The organism is Pseudomonas abietaniphila (genome assembly GCF_039697315.1).
Lineage (GTDB): Bacteria > Pseudomonadota > Gammaproteobacteria > Pseudomonadales > Pseudomonadaceae > Aquipseudomonas > Aquipseudomonas abietaniphila_B.
Genome location: NZ_CP155619.1, coordinates 192,162 through 209,563, shown reverse-complemented (window position 1 = coordinate 209,563; position 17,402 = coordinate 192,162). Strand labels below are relative to the sequence as shown.

The following is a 17,402-nucleotide window of genomic DNA, read 5'->3' as shown; positions in this document are numbered from 1 at the left end:
TGAGCGCTCCGGGAACGGCACACTGGCCAGGGACGGTCAGGCGCGTCGAATGTGTGGTTCCTTTTTTGGGGTCCGGGAGTGCATTCGATGGAAAGTCTTACGCTCGCAGTCGAAAGACCGCCACTGGCGCAGCCAGTCGAGTCACCCACACGTTTTCCAGGCAGCCTCCTGACTGCCGCCAGAGAACGCGCCGTTGCTGAAAGCGAACGTCCGATCGAAGCGCTTGAAGCTCTCTCCAACCTTGAACCCGCCGCTTTCATTCGCGCCCTTGGCGCCACCTTACATTACCCGGTGCTGGATGCCTCCAGCCTGTTCAAATGCACTCCCGAGTTCGATCAGGTCAGCCTGGCTCAGGCACTGAAACGCGAATTCGTCATGTTGCGCCACGAAGACACGCTGATCGGCGTGTTCGCCGACCCCTTCGACGACGCACGGCTGGCCTGGATCGATGAGTGCCTGCAGGGCGCCGCGCTGTACCTGTGTCACGCCGCCGACCTCGGTGCCTACCTTGCCCGCCAGGAAGAAGGCTTCCATGCTGTCGCCGCGTTGGGCAGCCACGACGACGAACAGCACGAATACGACAACCTCGAAAGCCTGTCGCTGACCAGCATCAGCGAAGACGCGAGCGCCGTGGTCAAGCTGGTCAACTCGACCCTCTACGACGCCCTTAAGATGCACGCCAGCGACATCCATCTGGGTGTGACCGGCAGCGGTCTGGTGATCAAGTACCGGATCGATGGCGTGCTGAACAACATCAGTAAAGTGCAGGGTGCCGAGTTTGCCGATCAAGTGATCTCCCGCATCAAGGTCATGGCCGAGCTGGACATCGGCGAGAAGCGCGTGCCCCAGGACGGTCGTTTCAAGATCGGCATCAGTGGTCGGCAGATCGACTTCCGCATTTCCATCATGCCCAGCATTTTCGGTGAAGACGCCGTGCTGCGGGTGCTGGACAAACAGGACCTGGCGGATCGGGTCAGCGGCGTCAGCCTCGAAGCACTCGGGTTTGAAGAGGCCACCTTGCGCAGCCTGCGTCGTCTGGCCGCCGAACCTTACGGGATGGTGCTGGTGACCGGTCCCACCGGCAGCGGCAAGACCACCACGCTCTACGCGATGATCACCGAGATCAACCACGGCGTGGACAAGATCATCACCATCGAAGACCCGGTGGAATACCAGCTCCCGGGTGTCCTGCAGATTCCGGTCAACGAGAAAAAAGGCCTGACGTTCGCCCGCGGTCTGCGCTCGATCCTGCGTCATGACCCGGACAAGATCATGGTCGGTGAGATCCGCGACCCTGACACCGCGCAGATCGCCGTGCAATCGGCACTGACCGGGCACCTGGTGTTCACCACCATTCACGCCAACAACGTGTTCGACGTGATTGGCCGTTTCACCCAGATGGAAGTCGATCCCTACAGTTTTGTCTCGGCCCTCAACGCGGTGGTTGCCCAACGCTTGATTCGCCTGGTGTGCACCGGCTGCGCGACGCCGGTCGTTCCGGACGAGAGCGAACTGCGGGCCTCTGGCCTGAGCGCGCAAGACAGCGGCCATTACCGCTTCGTACACGGCGCAGGTTGCGGCCGCTGCCGTGGCACCGGCTATCGCGGCCGGACCGCCATCGCCGAACTGCTGCACCTGGACGACGAAATTCGCCAGATGATCGTAGAGCGCAAACCCATCTCCCAGATCAAGCAGTACGCCTGCGGCCGTGGCCTGCGCCTGTTGCGCGGCTCGGCACTGGAACTGGTGCGCGATGGCCGGACCACGCTGGAGGAGATCAATCGTGTCACTTTCATTTCGTGATCACTACGTCGCCGTGATCGGCGCCAATGGCGTCGGTCTGTCCCGCTGCGATGCGCGCGGCAAGACCTGGCTGGGCAGCGCCGGCTTCATCGCCGACCGCCAATCGACCGCCACCCTGGCGCTGGACACGCTGCAACGGTTACTCACCGAGCACGTCAAGGGCCGCGCCCGGTTGAGTGTTCTGTTGTCCAGCCATTACAGCCGTTTCGGGCTGATTCCCTGGAGCGAGCACATCACCACGCCGGACGAGCTGCGCGCCTACGCCAGCGCGTACTTCGACGACACCTTTGGCAAATCGGCCGAAGCGTGGACGCTCAGTCTGTCGCCAGAAAACGCCGGGCTGGCGCGCATCGCGGTCGGCTTGCCAGAGGCCTTGCTCAGCCGTCTGCGCGACATCGTCAAAGCACTCGGCTTGCGCCTGGTGTCGGTGCAACCCTACGTGATGACGGCGTTCAACCGCTTTCACAAAAGCTTCGGCGATCGTGACTTCCTGTTCGTGGTCGCCGAGCCCGGTCGCAGCACGTTGTTGCTGGCCAGGGAAGGGCGCTGGTCCGCCGTGCGTTCGTTGCGGATCGCCGACAGCGATGCCGCGCTCGCCTCGATGATCGCCCGCGAGAGCGAGTTGCACGGCCTGAACGGCGATAAACCCGTGGACCTGTTCGTGCATGCGCCGGCCCGTCACACCGATGCACCGCTGATCCTGGGCGTCCAGACCCTAGAGTTGCCCGCCGATCAGGCCGACACCCAGGATCCCCTGCACATCATGTCCAGAGCGGTGAACTGACATGCGCGCCCTGAATCTGGAGTTTCAGCCACAACGTCGTGGCAGCACGCTGGGCTGGAGCCTTCTGGCCATTGGCCTGGTGCTGGGCGTGGCGATGGCTGCCGGTGCCCACGTCATCGGCGAAGAGATTCACGAGGAGCAAGGCCAACTGGGCCATGCACAGAAGAAATTGCAGGTGCACACCGGCCCCGTGACCGGTCTGTCCCCGGCGCAACAGCGTGAACAGGAAGTGCGTTTGCTGGAGATGAAGCAGATTTCCACCCAACTGCGCCGCCCTTGGGAACGTCTGTTTGCCGCGCTGGAAACCCTGCGCGGCAAGGACATCGCGCTGCTCAGCCTGAGCCCCGATGCCCGCAAAGGCCAGGTCAGGATCACCGCCGAAGCGCGGGATCTGGAAGCGATGCTGACCTTTCACCGGCAGCTGGAGGACAGCCCCGAGTTGAGCGATGTCTCGTTGGTCAATCACGAGATCGTCGCCAACTCGCCGCAAAAACAGATCGTGTTCAACCTGTTGGCCACCTGGGAGGTGAGCGATGTCCGTCCCTAGCCTGATTCTGCGTGAACATGTTCAGCGGGCCGGTTGGCCGGGGCTGGGCGGTGCGGCACTGGTGGTGCTGGTGCTGGCGTACGGCGTGTTCGGCCTGCTGCCGGACTGGCAGTCACTGGACAGCCTGCGTCAGAACAGCCAGAAGGCCAGCGAGTTTCTCGAGAAAGTCGCCAACGGCACAGCCGTGCTGCCCGTGGTGCCCCAACAGCAACTGGACGAATTCCATCGCGCACTGCCGACCCAACTGGACGCCACGTCGGCCATCGACCGCATCTACGCCATGGCCAGCAAGGAAAAAATCAACCTGGCGCGCGGCGAGTACTCGCTGGGCATCGACCCTAAAACCCAACTGGCGCGTTATCAGATCCTGCTTCCGGTACGGGGCAGCTACCCGCAACTGCGCCGCTTTCTGCACGCGCTGCTGACCGAGCTGCCAGCGGTGGTGGTCGAGGATGTGGACTTTCAGCGTAAACGCATCGCCGACACCGAGTTGACCGGGCGTATCCGCATGACCCTTTACCTGTCGAGGTCGTGATGAACACTCGTCGCGTAGCAGGCTGGCTGGCGTTCTTTGGCATCTGCGGGCTGATTGCCTGGGTGCCCGAGCAGTTTTTCGGCGAACAGGCGCAGGATCTGAGCAGCGCCGCCGCGCCGGTCACGAGCAAACATCGGGATGCCGTCGCCACCGCGAAGGCCAGTTCCGACAAGAGCGGCGTTGTCAAACCCGATGTGGCGAACGTGCCTCAACTGGATTTGTTCGCTGCACAAAGCTGGTACGTCGCCCCCGTGGTGACCGCCGAACAGCAGGCCGCGCTCAACAGCGCACCCGCTACCCCTACGGTGCCCACTGCACCGCCCCTTCCGTTCCAGTTCATTGGCAAGCTGGAGGACAGCCAGCAGTTGCAGGTTTTCCTGCAAAACGGAGAACGGCTCTATGTGGTCAGGGCCGGTGATGTGATCGACGACGTTTACAAAGTCGACCGCATCTCGGCCACTGAAATGAGCCTCGTCTATCTGCCGTTGAAGTTTGCGCAGACCTTGTCTGTGGGGAGTGCACCATGAGTCCGCTGCGGTTGTCGTTGAACGCGTTGTTGCTGGGCTTCACCTTGGCGCTGGGGCTGATTTTGGCTTCCTGCACATCGGACATGAACCGGGCCATCGGTCAGGACCTGATCGAGGAGGGGCGTTACGAAGAAGGCCTTGCCAAGTTGCAAGCCGCCGTCAATGCCAATCCTCGGGACGCGACCCTGCGTATCGCCCTGACCTCCGGCAAGGCGCGCGTGGTCAAGACCTTGCTGACCAAGGCCGATTCCGAGCGGTCCCAACGGGACTTCAACAGCGCGGCGATCGACTACTCGCGGGTGATCGCCATCGAACCCAGCAACGGCCGCGCCCGGGACGCGCTGTACCTGTTGGAACAGATGCGCAATATCAACGACATGCTGGTCAAGGGCCAGACCAGCCTGCGCCGCGGCGACCTGACCGGCGCCGAACACGAAGCCCGTCAGGTGCTGGCACTGGACCCACGGCACGAAGGGGCGATGGAGCTGATGCGCAACGTCGAACTGATGCGCACGCGCAACTCCGTGTCCAACCCGCAGCTCAAGACCCGTCTTGAAAAACCGGTGACCCTGGAGTTTCGCGACGCCAACCTCAAGGTGATCTTCGAGGTGCTGTCCCAGGTGGCCGGGTTGAACTTCATCTTCGACAAAGACATGCGTGCTGACTTGAAAGCCACGATCTTCGTGCGTGAAGTGCGTATCGAGGACGCCATTGATCTGCTGCTGCAACAGAACCAGCTCCACCAGAAAGTGGTGAACGACAACACGCTGCTGATCTATCCCGACTCGCCACAGAAGGTGAAGGACTATCAGGAACTGGTGATGCGCACCTTCTACCTGACCAACACCGACGCCAACACGGCGCTGAACATGGTCAAGACCATGCTCAAGACCCGCGATGTGTTCATCGACGAGCGCCTTAACACCCTGACCATGCGTGATACGCCAGATGCCATTCGCATGGCCGAGAAGCTGTTTTTCTCCCAGGACCAGTCCAACCCTGAGGTCGTGCTGGAAGTGGAAGTGATGGAGGTCGCCCGTCAGCGCATCCTCGACCTGGGCCTGCAATGGCCGAACACCTTCGGGGTGATCAACAGCGACGGCACCGCGGTCAGCGTGCTCAACCAGCTGAAGGGGATCAACTCCAGCCGGATCTCGATCTCGCCGTCGCCGCAACTGAAGATCAACGCCCAGGACAACGACGTCAACACGCTGGCCAGCCCGACCATTCGCGTCAGCAACCGCGAACAGGCACGGATTCATATCGGTCAACGCGTGCCGATCATCAGCGCCACCTCGGTGCCGTCGACACAGGGTCCGGTGATCACTGAAAGCATCACGTACCTGGATGTCGGTCTGAAGCTGGAAGTGACGCCCATCGTGCACCTGGACAACGAGGTGGCGATCAAGATCGCGCTGGAAGTGAGTAACGCCACGCCGCTGGAACCGACCCGCCAAGGCACGATTCCGGTCCAGGTCGACACCCGTAACGCACAGACCACATTGCGCCTGCACGACGGTGAAACCCAGATCCTCGCCGGCCTGGTGCGCAACGACAACAGCTCCACCGGCAACAAGATCCCCGGCCTGGGTGATATCCCCGGCATCGGCCGCCTGTTCGGCAGCAATAAGGACACTGTCGGCAAATCCGAGCTGGTGCTGTCGATCACGCCGCGCATCGTACGCAACCTGCCGTATCAGGCGCCGAGCGACATGGAGTTTGATTCCGGCACCGAAACCAGCATGCGCATGAACACGGTCAACCCGGACATGGCCCCCGTGACCGTAGAAATCAACGGCCGGTCGGCACCTCTGGCCGCCGTGCCTTCGGCTGCACCGGCCGCCGCTGCAGAGAGACCTTGAGCATGAACCGCCAGCGCGCCACCCGCGGCTTCACCCTGATCGAGATGGTCGTGACCCTGGCCATCGTCGGTCTGCTGGCGAGCATCGCGGCGCCATTGACCGAAACCGTCATCCGCCGTGGCAAGGAGCAGGAACTGCGCACCGCGTTGTACCAGATTCGCGATGCGCTGGACGCCTACAAGCGCGCCGCCGACTCAGGGCGGATCGAGAAGTCGGTGGCCAGCAACGGCTACCCGGCCAACCTCAAAGTGTTGGTCGAGGGCGTGCGGGATTTGCGCAGCCCCAAGGGCGCCAAGATTTTTTTCCTGCGCCGCATTCCACGCGATCCGTTTGGCAAACCCAAGCGTGAAGCGGAAGACGACTGGGGCCTGCGTTCCTACGACAGTCCGGCGCAGAACCCCCGCGATGGTGAAGATGTGTTCGACGTTTACTCCAAAACACGCGGCAAGGGCCTCAACGGCATTGCCTACTCGGAGTGGTGAGCCATGCGTAAGCACAAGGGTTTTACGTTGATTGAGTTGCTGGTGGTCATGGCCATCATCGCCACGCTGATGACCATCGCCGTGCCGCGCTATTTTTCCAGCCTGGAAAACTCTAAAGAAACGGCGCTGCGCCAAAGCCTGTCGGTGATGCGCGAAGCCCTGGATCACTATTACGGCGACACCGGGCACTACCCTGAATCGCTGGAGGATATGGTCACTCACCGTTATCTGCGCAACCTGCCGACCGATCCGATCACCGAACGCAATGACATGTGGGTCATCGTCCCGCCACCGGAAGGTGTCGCAGGCACGGTGGCGGATATCAAGAGCGGGGCCACCGGGAGGGCGCGTGATGGCAGTCTCTTCGGTCAATGGTAAGTCGCTCGCGTTTGCGGGACGCCAGCAAGGCTTCACCTACATGAGCGCGATGATGCTGATCGTTCTCATGGGCACGGCGCTGGCAGCGGTTGGTCAGGTCTGGTCCACCGTTGGCGCCCATGAGCGCGAAGTGCAACTGATCTGGGTCGGTACCCAGTACGCCCAGGCGCTGCGCAGCTATTACCGCAGCGGAACCGGCGTGGCTCAGTACCCGGCCACGCTGGACGAACTGCTCGAAGACCATCGTTTTCCGTCGGTTCAGCGGCACATCCGTCGCCTGTACCCCGACCCCATGACCGGCAGCAACGACTGGGGGCTGACCAAGTCCATCGACGGCCGCATCACCGGTGTCTACAGCCTGTCCACCCAGACCCCGCTGAAAACCGCGAATTTTCCGCCGCAGTGGCAGGAATTCGAAGACATGACCAGCTATGCCGACTGGCGTTTCGTGGCCGAAAAAGCCTTTCTGGAATCCTCGAGCAACCGCCCGGCAGGCGCGCCCGGCACCGCGGGCGCACCACCGAGCAACGGACCGGGTGTGTCGCTGGGAACGTCCTTGGGCACACCGTTGGGAGGGGGCAGTCAATGAACGCTGTCGGCCTCCACCTCAAAGCATTGTGTCTGAAAGAAATCGGGCTGTGTGCCGCGTTGCTGATCGGCGGGCTGGCAGCCGCCGTCGGGCACGCCGACGAGGAAGACGAAATGATGGGGTTCATCGTCGACGACTGCATTTCGCTGGTGGGCCATAACTTCTACAACGCCTTCACCGACCGGCTGCGCGCCACCAGCCGCCTGGATTTCAACCTCGTGGTGCGTGAACGGCCCGACCCGCGCTGGGGCAGCCTGATCTGGGTCGAGTACGACCAGCGCATCGTGTACCGCCGCTTTATCGCACCCAACGCCACCGAAACCCGCGAGCTGGCCGAGCAAGCAGCTGACGACGTTCGCGCGGCCGTGGTTCAACGCAAGCTGCAAGTTCAATTGCAGGACAACATCGATCTGGGGAAGGACGAACTATGAACAGAACAATAACCGCCGTCTCGACCTGCCTGTTGCTGACTGGATTCAGCGTGCTGAGTCAGGCCACCGAACTGGTGTACACGCCGGTGAACCCGAACTTCGGTGGCAATCCGCTCAACGGCCCCACGCTGCTTAACGAAGCCCAGGCGCAGAACGACTTCAAGGATCCTGACCTGAAGCGGTCATCCACGGCCGGGACGACGGCACTGGAGCGGTTCAGCCAGCAACTGCAATCAAGCCTGCTGTCCCAGGTGCTCACCAACATCCGTAACGGCAACAGCGGCAGCCTGACCACGGATGCCTTCATCGTCAACGTCATCGACGATTCGGGCTCCTTGAGTATTCAGATCACCGATCGGGCCACAGGCGAAATTTCGGAAGTAAACGTCAACGGACTCACCTCCAACTGACGGGTGCTGAAGTTCCAAAGGAGCGAAAGACCATGAAAAAGTGCATCACCCTTCTGATGCTGGTCGCTGCCCTGCAAGGCTGCGCCGTCCGCGAGCCGATGCCGGCTGAACAGGCGAAGGAAACCCCGACCCTGACGCCGCGCGCGTCGACCTACTACGACCTGTTGTCCATGCCCCGGCCCAAAGGGCGTTTGGTGGCGGTGGTCTATGGCTTTCGTGACCAGACCGGGCAGTACAAACCGACCCCGGCCAGTTCCTTCTCCACCAGCGTCACCCAGGGCGCCGCCAGCATGCTGATGGATGCGATGCAGGCCAGCGGCTGGTTCGTGGTGCTCGAACGCGAAGGGCTGCAGAACCTGTTGACCGAACGCAAGATCATCCGCGCCTCGCAGAAAAAACCGCCGGCCGTGGTGGGCCCCAATGGTGCGCCGGTAAACGTGCAACTGCCCAACGAACTGCCGCCCTTGCAAGCGGCGAACCTGATGCTCGAAGGCGGCATCGTGGCGTACGACACCAACGTGCGCAGTGGCGGGGAGGGCGCGCGTTACCTGGGGATCGGTGCTTCTCAGGAATACCGTGTGGATCAGGTGACCATCAACTTGCGGGCGGTGGACGTCCGCAGTGGTCAGGTGCTGGCGAATGTAATGACCAGCAAGACCATTTACTCGACCAGTTACAACGCCGGGGTGTTCAAGTTCGTGGAGTTCAAGAAGTTGCTGGAACTGGAAGCCGGCTATACCACGAACGAGCCTGCGCAGTTGTGTGTACTGTCGGCGATCGAGGCGGCGGTGGGGCACCTGGTGGCGCAGGGGATCGAGCGGCACATGTGGCAGATCGCCGGGGATACCAGTGCGCCGAATGAGACGCTGGACCGGTATTTGAGCCAGAACAAGCCGGCGGAAGAAGGGCAGTGAGGGGCGCTGCGCTGGTTAAATTATGGCCGTATGCAAGTATCCAAAGCCGCAGGTGTCGCTGAATTCTCTGGTTCGGCCTAACGGCCAAACTGTTCCGCCTTGATGATCGTTGATCGTTCCCACGCTCCGCGTGGGAATGTCTGTTCGGACGCTCTGCGTCTTGGTTGACGCAGAGCGTCAGTCGCTGCGTTACCACGCGGAGCGTGGGGACGATCAACGCGGAGAGCAATTTGAGTGTACCCGCGCGGTTCACCTAAGGCCGGTGGGACTAAGCGTGCTGACGAATGCAGCGTGTCATTTACCGCCGATGTAGCCGACTGAGCGCATTCGCTGCCCTCGTAACCTCGGACGTCTCCCACAAGTATCGCTGCGCAGACGAAATATGATCGTTCCCACGCTCCGCGTGGGAATGCCTTTGAGGACGCTCTGCGTCCCGGTTGACGCAGAGCGTCATTCACTGTGTTACCACGCGGAGTGTGGGAACGATCAAAACCAAGCGACTCGACTCTGCCTGACACTCCGCATGCACAGGTCTTGCTGCCGGTTCCCGGCAGATCGCGGGCAAGCCACGCTCCTACAATGAGAAGTGGAATTCGGGAGATGGATGCACGAATCAAAAAGCGAGGAGCGTCAGCTCCAGACCAAAAACAAAAACATCAGGTCGACGCGGTCCCTGTAGGAGCGTGGCTTGTCCCGCGATCTGCCGCGCAGCGGTAGCAAAACCAGACGACTCGATTCTGCCTGACACCTCGCATGCACCGGTCTTGCTGCCGGTTCCCGGCAGATCGCGGGACAAGCGCGCTCCTACAGTGAAATTTGGAGTCCAGATGATGGATGACCGAATCGAAACAGCGACGAGCGTAAGCTTCAGACCAAAGCCAGAAACGTCAGGTGGGCTCGGTCCCTGTAGGAGCGTGGCTTGTCCCGCGATCTGCCGCGCAGCGGTAGCAAAACCAGACGACTCGATTCTGCCTGACACCTCGCATGCACCTGTCTTGCTGCCGGTGCCCGGCAGATCGCGGGCAAGCGCGCTCCTACAGTGAAATTTGGAGTCCAGACGATTGATGCCTGAATCGAAAATGCGACGAGCGTCAGCTTCAGACCAAAGCCAGAAACGTCAGGTGGGCTCGGTCCCTGTAGGAGCGTGGCTTGTCCCGCGATCTACCGCGCAGCGGTAGCAAAACCAGACGACTCGATTCTGGCTGTTGCCCCGCATGCACCGGTCTTGCTGCCGGTGCCCGGCAGATCGTCCGGATGCGGCCCAGACACAAGCCACGCTCCTACAATTATGGGTAGGACCAGACATTGATGCCTGAATCGAAAATGCGACGAACGTCAGCTTCAGACCAAAGCCAGAAACGTCAGGTGGGCTCGGTCCCTGTAGGAGCGTGGCTTGTCCCGCGATCTGCCGCGCAGCGGTAGCAAAACCAGACGACTCGATTCTGGCTGTTGCCCCGCATGCACAGGTCTTGCTGCCGGTGCCCGGCAGATCGCGGACAAGCGCTCCTACCGTTTGAGAGTATCCACGCGGTCTACCTCAGACCGGTGGGAGTCAGCTTGCTGACGAATGCAGCGTGTCATTCAGCTTTGATGGACCTGACCCACCGCATTCGCTGCCCTCGTAACCTCGGACGTCTCCCACAGGTATCGCAGCGCAGGCGAAATATGATTGTCCACACGCTCTGTGTGGGGATGCCTGCAAGGACGCTCCGCGTCCACGTTGACGCAGAGCGTCAGTCGCTGCGTTACCACGCGGAGCGTGGGAACGATCAACGCTCCGCGTGGGCATGCACGATCTGACGCTCTGCGTCTACTGGATCTGTGATGCACCTCAGATCGGTGGGAGTCAGCTTGCTGACGAATGCGAGTTGTCATTCACCTTTGATGTACCTGACCCAGCGCATTCGCGACCGTCGTAACCCTCCGATTGCGCCTACAGATTTGGCGTCCGCCCAGCAGCCCGAGACCAAACAAAAAAGCCGCCTTTCGGCGGCTTCTACTGCCAACTGAACCACTATTGCTGACGCACGCTCGCCATGTTCGCGGAACCCACCTGAGTCACACTCGCCGCCTGATTGGTAGAGCTCTGGTTCACGTTCGCGGTGTTCGCATTACCCGTTTGACTCACATACGCCACGTTGTAACTGTCAGCCTGCTTGACCGTCGCAATGTTCGCATCGCCATCCTGATAGGTGTACGAACGGTTGTCACTGCCCGACTGCGTAATGTCCGTCGTGTTGCCATTGCCGAAGCTGTTGCCCGTCGCGTAGTTACCATCCCCGCGCTGATCGGCAATCAGAATGTTGTCGCTGCCGTTCTGCTCGAAATACAGCTCGTTGTAGTTGTCGTTCTGAGTCACCTTCGCATCGTTACGCGCGCCGTCCTGTTTCAGGTTGGTCAGGTTGCCGACGCCTTTCTGGGTCAGGTTGATGCTGTTCTGCTGACCGTTCTGGTTCAGGAATGCCGTTTGACCAATCCCGAACTGCCCACCCGGCTTGGTGTTCTCGTAATCGCTGGCGTACACCTTGTTTCCCGAGCCGGTCGCAACGGCCGTCAGGTTGTGACCAGTGCCGTCCTGGGAACTGTAATGCAAGTTGTCCTGGCCATTCTGGGACACGTTGGTGTTGCTGCTGGTGACGAAGTATTGCGTGACGCTTGCAGCGTTGCGATCGCCCCACTGGATGATCGCACCCAGGTTGTTGGCGCCCTGGTACTGATCGACAATGCCTTCGTTGAAGGTCCCGGTCTGGTTGACGCTCGAATGGCTGTTGGTCTGCGCGTCCTGGAACATCTGCGCGGTGTTGTACTGACCCAGCTGATCCACCGTGATCGAGCCACCCAGGCCATTGCGCTGGTCGGTGTAGGCGTAGTTGCCTTCGCCGTTCTGGTTGATCTGGATCTGCCCGTTGAAGTGGCTGACCTGCTCGCTGTAGCCCTGGTTACCATCGCCACGCTGGGTGATCTGCGAACTGTTGTTGCTGCCGCCGAACAGTTGCTCGGCGGCGATGTCGTTCGCGCTGCCGGCCTGGTCCGTGATGATCGTGCTGCCAATCTGGCTGTCCTGATAGGCAAAGACCATATTGTTGTTGCCCGACTGTTGTGTCGTGATCTGGTTGCCGCTACCCAACGACTGACTGGCATGGGTGTTGTTGCGCTGATCGGCCTGGCGCTGGGTGATCTTGCTGGCGACCTCCTGAAGCTGCTCGCCATACGCGCCGTTCTGGTTGCCGTTTTGCAGCTGGTCTATCTGTGAATTGGTGTCCTGCTGGAAGGCAGCGGTGTCGTTGCCGTCACCGATCTGCACCTGCTGGACACTGGCCTGGGCGGCCGTTATCTGCTGCACGTCGGCGGTGTTGCCCGTTCCGTTCTGGTACTGGGTGGACAGGCTGTTCGCTGCCATGGCGTGTCCGGTAAGCATGACCAGAACAGCAGCAGCGACAGGGGTGAGTTTAAAAATCATGATGTAGAACTCCTGATGGTTGGTTGCCGAGGTGTCGAGCGCGTCAATGCAGCTGACGAACCTCTACGCTCTGGCCATTTCCAGACTGACTGATGCTGCTCTGCAGCCCTGTGCCTGCCTGTTTGATGCTGGCGCTGTTGTTGGCGCCGTTTTGCGTGATTGCTGCCTGATTGTTCGAACCGGTCTGTGTGATGTCCGCCTGGTTGCCGTAACCCTGCTGGTTGATGGACGCCGAGAGATTGGAGCCCTGTTGCAGGATGTAGGCTTCTTGCGCACTGCCGACCTGAACGATGTTGCCCAACAACGAGCTGCCGCTTTGCGACAGGCTGGCGATGTTCGACGAGCCCTGCTGCAGGATCGTCGCGTGCTGGCCGATGATCGAACTTCCGGGAAAGTTGATCGGCGCATCGCCCAACTCCGAACCGCCACCCAGTTCGTCACCGCCCATGAACTCGTCCGCCTGCGCCGACAGGCAAACCGTGCCCAGCACTACAAGCAGGGCGGTGCGATACAGGAAACGGCAACGGCTGACTGACATGGTGTTCTCCTGTCCCAGGCCGCGTGTGCGGCCAGCGACGTTGGCCCGCCTGCGTGTGCACACAGGCGGGCCGGTTTCATCAACGAACGGTGATCGGCAGTGTCCGGACCGTGCCTTTGGACGAGGTCGCGGTGGCGGTCGGGTTGGTGGCCGACGGTGCGATGGTGTTCACCACCGAACTTCTCCAGCGACCCGTGACAGGCACCGTCACACGATCAAGCTCCTGCACGCCGGTCGGTGTGGTCACCCGGATGACGATGGTGTTGCCCGTCGTCACCGAACTGGTGCCCGAAATATCCCAGCTGAACAGCGCGCCGCCGCCGCGTACCTGCACGGTTGCCGCCGTGATGGTCAGGGTTTCGGTGCCGGCCGGAGGCGCGGTGACCGAGACGTTGACCGTGGCCGGTGTCGACAACGCTCCGAAGGAATCCGCTGCCTGGTAAGTGAAGGTCGCGGTGAACGGTGCGGTGATCGTCGCAGGCGGCGTGTAGGTCACGGTGGTGCCATTGGTGGTCACCGTGCCGCGTCCGACAGCAGGCTGAGTCAGGTTGGTCACGCTCAGCGGCACGTTGCCCTCAGGGTCGGTGTCGTTGGCCAGTACGTTGACAACCAATGGTGTTCCGGCCAGCGTTGCGCCCGTGTCGGCACCGGCAACCGGTGGACGGTTAGGCGTTACGGTGACGCTGACAGTGGCCGCCGAGGTCGACTTCAGTCCTTTGCTGTCCACAGCCTTGTAGGTGAACGTGGCCGTGATCGGCGCGTTGACCACTGCGGGCGGCGTATAGACGATCGAGGTCGTGCCGTTCAGTGCCACGGTGCCCTGGCCGGAGGCCGGTTGGGTCAGGTCGCTGATGGTCAGCGGCAGGTCGCCGTCCGGATCGCTGTCGTTGGTCAGCACGCTCAAGGTCAGAGGGACGCCGAAGCCAGTGGTGCCGGTGTCATTGACCACCACGGGAGGCTGGTTGGCGCCGGTATTCGGTGCGGTGCCAACGACGGTCACGGGCTCGGTGTCGGAACCGCCCCTGGCCGATTTGACCGTCACGAAGGCCGGCGGCTGCGTCAGGTTCGGCACGCTCAACTGCTGGGTGGTGCCAGACTTGGACATGCGTCCAAAACCCTGGACCAGCAAATCAGGGACTGAGCTTTCGTCACTCGACGTGGCTTCCATTACCAAGGTGTGGTTGTCCCACGAGTAGCGCGCGGTGCGGATTTTCACCACGTCCACCAGCTTGGTCGAAACAGCGGTGGGCTTGGTGGTGCCAACCGGGTTGCTCGCGGTGAGGATCACGAACGGCGGCAGCGTCGAGGCCGAATGCGCCACGAAGAAGTTGCCGTTGTTGTCGCTGAGCATATTGAATTGGCAAGGTGAAGCCGGGGTGCCGGGAACCAGTGCGAGTGTTTCGCGATAGCACAGGCTTGAGCTGTTCGGGGATGAGGCGAACAACTCGATCCGGGTGCCGGAGCCGTTGCGGCTGTAAGTGCCGCGTTTGACCTCGACCGGGGTTTGAACCCTTGGGTCGAGCACCTTGCCGCTGACGGTGAAGAGGTTCTGGATGAGCGTCCCGGCTGGGCCTTCGATTTTCACGAAGTTGGTGCCGAACGGACTGCCGACAATTGCCTCCGGCACATTGGGGTCGCCAATGTAGGTGTTGACGCTGCCGGTTTCCGGATCGACCTCGGTGTAAGGAGCACCGACGCCTTTGATGAACGGGCCCAGGTTGCCGTTTAGCGCGCCACCGAAGTCGCCGGCGGCACCGATGCCGATGTCACGGGTGAGGTTGATCGCCCGACGGCCGGTGGTGGTCACATTGAAGGTGTCCACGCCATATGGATGGGTGACGGTGTACGTCCCGGGACGACCGGCCGGGATGTCGATGCGGATGCGAATCCGCGCGAAGCTCTGCTGTGAACCGTCCGTGGGTGGATCGGTGGCGAACGCCGCTTCCACGCCGGCCGTGTAGATTTCCAGCCCGTAACCCGCGATGGGGCTCACGTTGGTTTTCAATTGGGCCTGGAGCAGGTACCAGAACATCTCATCCGGGAAGTTGTCCGGATAGACCATCGGAAACGCGTCGTCATACAGCCCCGGCACCGCGCCGAGGGTACACATGTAAGCCGGTGGAACGGTCGCCGCGACCCGTGAGCTCACGGCCCTGGACTGGCACAGTTCCAGCGACAGATCGTTCTGGTCTTTGTACCACTTGGGGAAACGTCCTGTGGCGACGGTATAAGGCCCAGGGTCCACTGCCGAGAGACCGGCAAACGCCGCCTCACTGACTGCGATCAGACTCATGGCGCCGAAAATCAGACTTGGCCAACTGTTCATGTTGCCTCCAGATTCGAGAGCAAGGAGTGGTTACGATCAGGGAACGATCACCACTTCTTCGGTATCGCTGCCGCCGTTGGCCGATGTCACCGTGACCTTGGCCGGTGGGATCGGCGAAATGCCGGTCGTCAATGTCTTGATCGCGCCGTCGCCACTGAGGGTGCCGATGGCGCCGCCGGAACTGCCGGTGGCCGTCAGTGAGGTCGCGGTGGCCGCGTCACTGGTGCTGGCAACCAGGGTGAGTTGTCCGGACGACAGGCTGTAATTGGCCGTGTCGATGCTCACCAGGTCGGTTAACGCATGGGGCACCGTGGTCGGCGTGTTCTGCGGAATCGCCAGATGGTTGTCGGCGGTGACCTGCAGGTTGACGGGCAGGGTCGGGTTGGCCGTGGACTGGCCGTACCAGCTGCCGGTCCCATTGGCTTCGGTCATGGCAATGGTGGAGTTGTCGGTGTCGACGTATTGCGAAGTGCCGGGCGGTGGGGGCGCCAGCGAGAACACGTCTTCCTGGGCCTGAACGCCGCTGTTGCCTGTGCCCCCGGTCTTGCGGGAGTACGTGGCGCGCTGAACGATCGTCGGGGTTGGCCGAACGACCGTGGACAGCTTGCCGGTGATGCCGAACACGTCGGTGCGCCCGTCAATGCCGTTGGGGCCTTCGACATGAATGAAGTTGGTGTTGAACGGGCTGCCGGTCACCTGTTCCGTCAGGTTGGGATCGCCGATATAACTTGAGGCGATGCCTGTCGTCGGGTCAGTCTCGATGTAGGGGCCGTTCACGCTGCGCAGGAAGGGGCCGACGTCGCCCGTCAGCGCTCCGCTGTAATTTCCAGGTGAGCCGATGCCGATGTCGCGGGTCATGTTGATGGCTTTGGTGCCGGGTGTGTCCACCTGAAAAACATCGACGCCGTAGGGGTGAGTGATCGTGTAGGTCCCTGCGACGGGAGCGTCCATCCGGATACGAATCCGCGCAAAACTGATCTGGTCGTTCGGCGCGGGATCGCCCCCACCAAACGCCGCCTCCAGGGCTGCCGTGTATTTCAGGTTGAGCGCGGTGGCGCCAGCCGTCGGGATCGCGGCATCGGCCAGAAACCAGAACGCTTCGTCAGGAAAGTTGGTCGGAAACACGGTGGGCTGGGTGTCGTCGAACACGCCAGCGGCGACAGCCAGGGTGCACATATACGATGGAACCCCAGGGGTGGAAGGGACCCGGGAACTCAGTGCCTTGCCCAGGCACAAGTCGAGCGTGCGACCGTGCGTGTCTTGATACCACTGGGCGAAGTTACCGTTTTGCGGACTGTAGGGGCCCTGATCGACCGCGAACAGCGCGGCCTGGGCGGAACCGTGAATCGCTGCGATCAATGACAGCAACGTTACGGCGGGGGTCAATTTGCTGGGCATTTGTCTTCCCTCTCGCAATGAACCTGCCTCTGGCGTGAGTCGGACGAAGGCGTCGGTTCCAGGAGGCTGGGACGGGCAGCGCAACATCTGTACCAGAATGCTGAATATCGCTGGCGAGCCTTGATTTAGAGGGGCCGCAGGTTCAGGTCCCGAGAGTGGGACGTGGCGTTGCGCAGGTGAAACAGTGTGGGGAGTGGGGCGCTCTCCCCACTGTTGGGGAACGGCTGGGGAAGACACCCGTGAAAACCGATGAAAATGTCGGACGGACGGTGATCGTTCAAAAAAGTTCAATCAATTTTTGAAAAGTCCCTTGGCTATCAGGGACTAAGCGCCGAACGGTCATTCGAAATGGTGTCACCATGATATCAATTGCGATGGAGGCCGCTAAAAATCAGCTGTCGCAAAGCAATGCCTTGCG

General features: G+C 61.5%; 16 protein-coding genes. 12 read left to right on the top strand and 4 right to left on the bottom strand.

What is annotated here, in order from left to right:
* The first annotated feature begins 87 nt into the window (after positions 1-87).
* Genes ABDX87_RS00835 through ABDX87_RS00780 form a run of 12 tightly spaced genes read left to right on the top strand, consistent with a single transcriptional unit; the run spans position 88 to position 9,262 of the window.
* The gene (locus tag ABDX87_RS00835) at positions 88-1,803 is read left to right on the top strand and encodes a GspE/PulE family protein (protein WP_346831126.1); all 1,716 of its coding nucleotides are present in this window, start codon (positions 88-90) and stop codon (positions 1,801-1,803) included.
* Complete coding sequence (locus ABDX87_RS00830; RefSeq protein ID WP_346831125.1) at positions 1,784-2,587, top strand: hypothetical protein; 804 nt, start codon at positions 1,784-1,786, stop codon at positions 2,585-2,587. Before ABDX87_RS00835 ends, ABDX87_RS00830 begins: the two co-directional genes overlap by 20 nt.
* A 1-nt stretch (position 2,588) precedes the next feature.
* Positions 2,589-3,134, top strand: coding sequence for a PilN domain-containing protein (locus ABDX87_RS00825; RefSeq protein ID WP_346831124.1), 546 nt, complete (start codon positions 2,589-2,591; stop codon positions 3,132-3,134).
* The gene (locus ABDX87_RS00820; protein WP_346831123.1) at positions 3,121-3,669 is read left to right on the top strand and encodes a GspMb/PilO family protein; all 549 of its coding nucleotides are present in this window, start codon (positions 3,121-3,123) and stop codon (positions 3,667-3,669) included. The genes ABDX87_RS00825 and ABDX87_RS00820 overlap by 14 nt, the downstream gene beginning before the upstream one ends.
* Complete coding sequence (locus ABDX87_RS00815; protein WP_346831122.1) at positions 3,669-4,196, top strand: hypothetical protein; 528 nt, start codon at positions 3,669-3,671, stop codon at positions 4,194-4,196. The genes ABDX87_RS00820 and ABDX87_RS00815 overlap by 1 nt, the downstream gene beginning before the upstream one ends.
* Positions 4,193-6,058 (top strand): secretin N-terminal domain-containing protein, encoded by a 1,866-nt coding sequence (locus ABDX87_RS00810; RefSeq protein ID WP_431061197.1) that lies wholly within the window; start codon positions 4,193-4,195, stop codon positions 6,056-6,058. The genes ABDX87_RS00815 and ABDX87_RS00810 overlap by 4 nt, the downstream gene beginning before the upstream one ends.
* A 2-nt stretch (positions 6,059-6,060) precedes the next feature.
* Positions 6,061-6,540 (top strand): type II secretion system protein, encoded by a 480-nt coding sequence (locus ABDX87_RS00805; RefSeq protein WP_346831121.1) that lies wholly within the window; start codon positions 6,061-6,063, stop codon positions 6,538-6,540.
* A 3-nt stretch (positions 6,541-6,543) separates the two neighbouring features.
* On the top strand, positions 6,544-6,918 hold the full coding sequence (locus ABDX87_RS00800; protein WP_346831120.1) for a type II secretion system protein: 375 nt from the start codon (positions 6,544-6,546) through the stop codon (positions 6,916-6,918).
* Positions 6,893-7,507: a type II secretion system protein gene (locus tag ABDX87_RS00795; RefSeq protein WP_346831119.1), complete on the top strand. Its 615-nt coding sequence runs from the start codon at positions 6,893-6,895 to the stop codon at positions 7,505-7,507. The genes ABDX87_RS00800 and ABDX87_RS00795 overlap by 26 nt, the downstream gene beginning before the upstream one ends.
* The gene (gene csgE / locus ABDX87_RS00790) at positions 7,504-7,938 is read left to right on the top strand and encodes a curli production assembly/transport protein CsgE (RefSeq protein WP_346831118.1); all 435 of its coding nucleotides are present in this window, start codon (positions 7,504-7,506) and stop codon (positions 7,936-7,938) included. Before ABDX87_RS00795 ends, csgE begins: the two co-directional genes overlap by 4 nt.
* Positions 7,935-8,348 carry a curli assembly protein CsgF gene (locus tag ABDX87_RS00785; RefSeq protein WP_346831117.1) on the top strand — a complete coding sequence of 138 codons (414 nt, stop codon included), beginning with the start codon at positions 7,935-7,937 and terminating at the stop codon, positions 8,346-8,348. Before csgE ends, ABDX87_RS00785 begins: the two co-directional genes overlap by 4 nt.
* Positions 8,349-8,380: 32 nt before the next feature.
* A complete protein-coding gene (locus ABDX87_RS00780; RefSeq protein ID WP_346831116.1) occupies positions 8,381-9,262 on the top strand; it encodes a CsgG/HfaB family protein in 882 nt (293 codons plus the stop codon).
* A gap of 2,014 nt (positions 9,263-11,276) precedes the next feature.
* On the opposite strand, the gene ABDX87_RS00775 is transcribed toward ABDX87_RS00780, so the two are convergent.
* From ABDX87_RS00775 to ABDX87_RS00760, 4 genes are all read right to left on the bottom strand, one after another.
* On the bottom strand, positions 11,277-12,722 hold the full coding sequence (locus ABDX87_RS00775; RefSeq protein ID WP_346831115.1) for a curlin: 1,446 nt from the start codon (positions 12,720-12,722) through the stop codon (positions 11,277-11,279).
* Between the two features lie 43 nt (positions 12,723-12,765).
* Complete coding sequence (locus ABDX87_RS00770) at positions 12,766-13,260, bottom strand: curlin (RefSeq protein ID WP_346831114.1); 495 nt, start codon at positions 13,258-13,260, stop codon at positions 12,766-12,768.
* Between the two features lie 79 nt (positions 13,261-13,339).
* Complete coding sequence (locus tag ABDX87_RS00765; RefSeq protein ID WP_346831113.1) at positions 13,340-15,586, bottom strand: Ig-like domain-containing protein; 2,247 nt, start codon at positions 15,584-15,586, stop codon at positions 13,340-13,342.
* A 36-nt stretch (positions 15,587-15,622) separates the two neighbouring features.
* A complete protein-coding gene (locus ABDX87_RS00760; RefSeq protein ID WP_346831112.1) occupies positions 15,623-16,984 on the bottom strand; it encodes a hypothetical protein in 1,362 nt (453 codons plus the stop codon).
* Between the last annotated feature and the right edge of the window lie 418 nt (positions 16,985-17,402).

Coding starts and splice junctions, on each gene's coding strand:
- ABDX87_RS00835 (WP_346831126.1), top strand. CDS start 88: ATGGAAAGTCTTACGCTCGCAGTCGAAAGACCGCCACTGGCGCAGCCA.
- ABDX87_RS00825 (WP_346831124.1), top strand. CDS start 2,589: ATGCGCGCCCTGAATCTGGAGTTTCAGCCACAACGTCGTGGCAGCACG.
- ABDX87_RS00820 (WP_346831123.1), top strand. CDS start 3,121: ATGTCCGTCCCTAGCCTGATTCTGCGTGAACATGTTCAGCGGGCCGGT.
- ABDX87_RS00815 (WP_346831122.1), top strand. CDS start 3,669: ATGAACACTCGTCGCGTAGCAGGCTGGCTGGCGTTCTTTGGCATCTGC.
- ABDX87_RS00810 (WP_431061197.1), top strand. CDS start 4,193: ATGAGTCCGCTGCGGTTGTCGTTGAACGCGTTGTTGCTGGGCTTCACC.
- ABDX87_RS00805 (WP_346831121.1), top strand. CDS start 6,061: ATGAACCGCCAGCGCGCCACCCGCGGCTTCACCCTGATCGAGATGGTC.
- ABDX87_RS00800 (WP_346831120.1), top strand. CDS start 6,544: ATGCGTAAGCACAAGGGTTTTACGTTGATTGAGTTGCTGGTGGTCATG.
- ABDX87_RS00795 (WP_346831119.1), top strand. CDS start 6,893: ATGGCAGTCTCTTCGGTCAATGGTAAGTCGCTCGCGTTTGCGGGACGC.
- csgE (WP_346831118.1), top strand. CDS start 7,504: ATGAACGCTGTCGGCCTCCACCTCAAAGCATTGTGTCTGAAAGAAATC.
- ABDX87_RS00785 (WP_346831117.1), top strand. CDS start 7,935: ATGAACAGAACAATAACCGCCGTCTCGACCTGCCTGTTGCTGACTGGA.
- ABDX87_RS00780 (WP_346831116.1), top strand. CDS start 8,381: ATGAAAAAGTGCATCACCCTTCTGATGCTGGTCGCTGCCCTGCAAGGC.
- ABDX87_RS00775 (WP_346831115.1), bottom strand. CDS start 12,722: ATGATTTTTAAACTCACCCCTGTCGCTGCTGCTGTTCTGGTCATGCTT.
- ABDX87_RS00770 (WP_346831114.1), bottom strand. CDS start 13,260: ATGTCAGTCAGCCGTTGCCGTTTCCTGTATCGCACCGCCCTGCTTGTA.
- ABDX87_RS00765 (WP_346831113.1), bottom strand. CDS start 15,586: ATGAACAGTTGGCCAAGTCTGATTTTCGGCGCCATGAGTCTGATCGCA.
- ABDX87_RS00760 (WP_346831112.1), bottom strand. CDS start 16,984: ATGCCCAGCAAATTGACCCCCGCCGTAACGTTGCTGTCATTGATCGCA.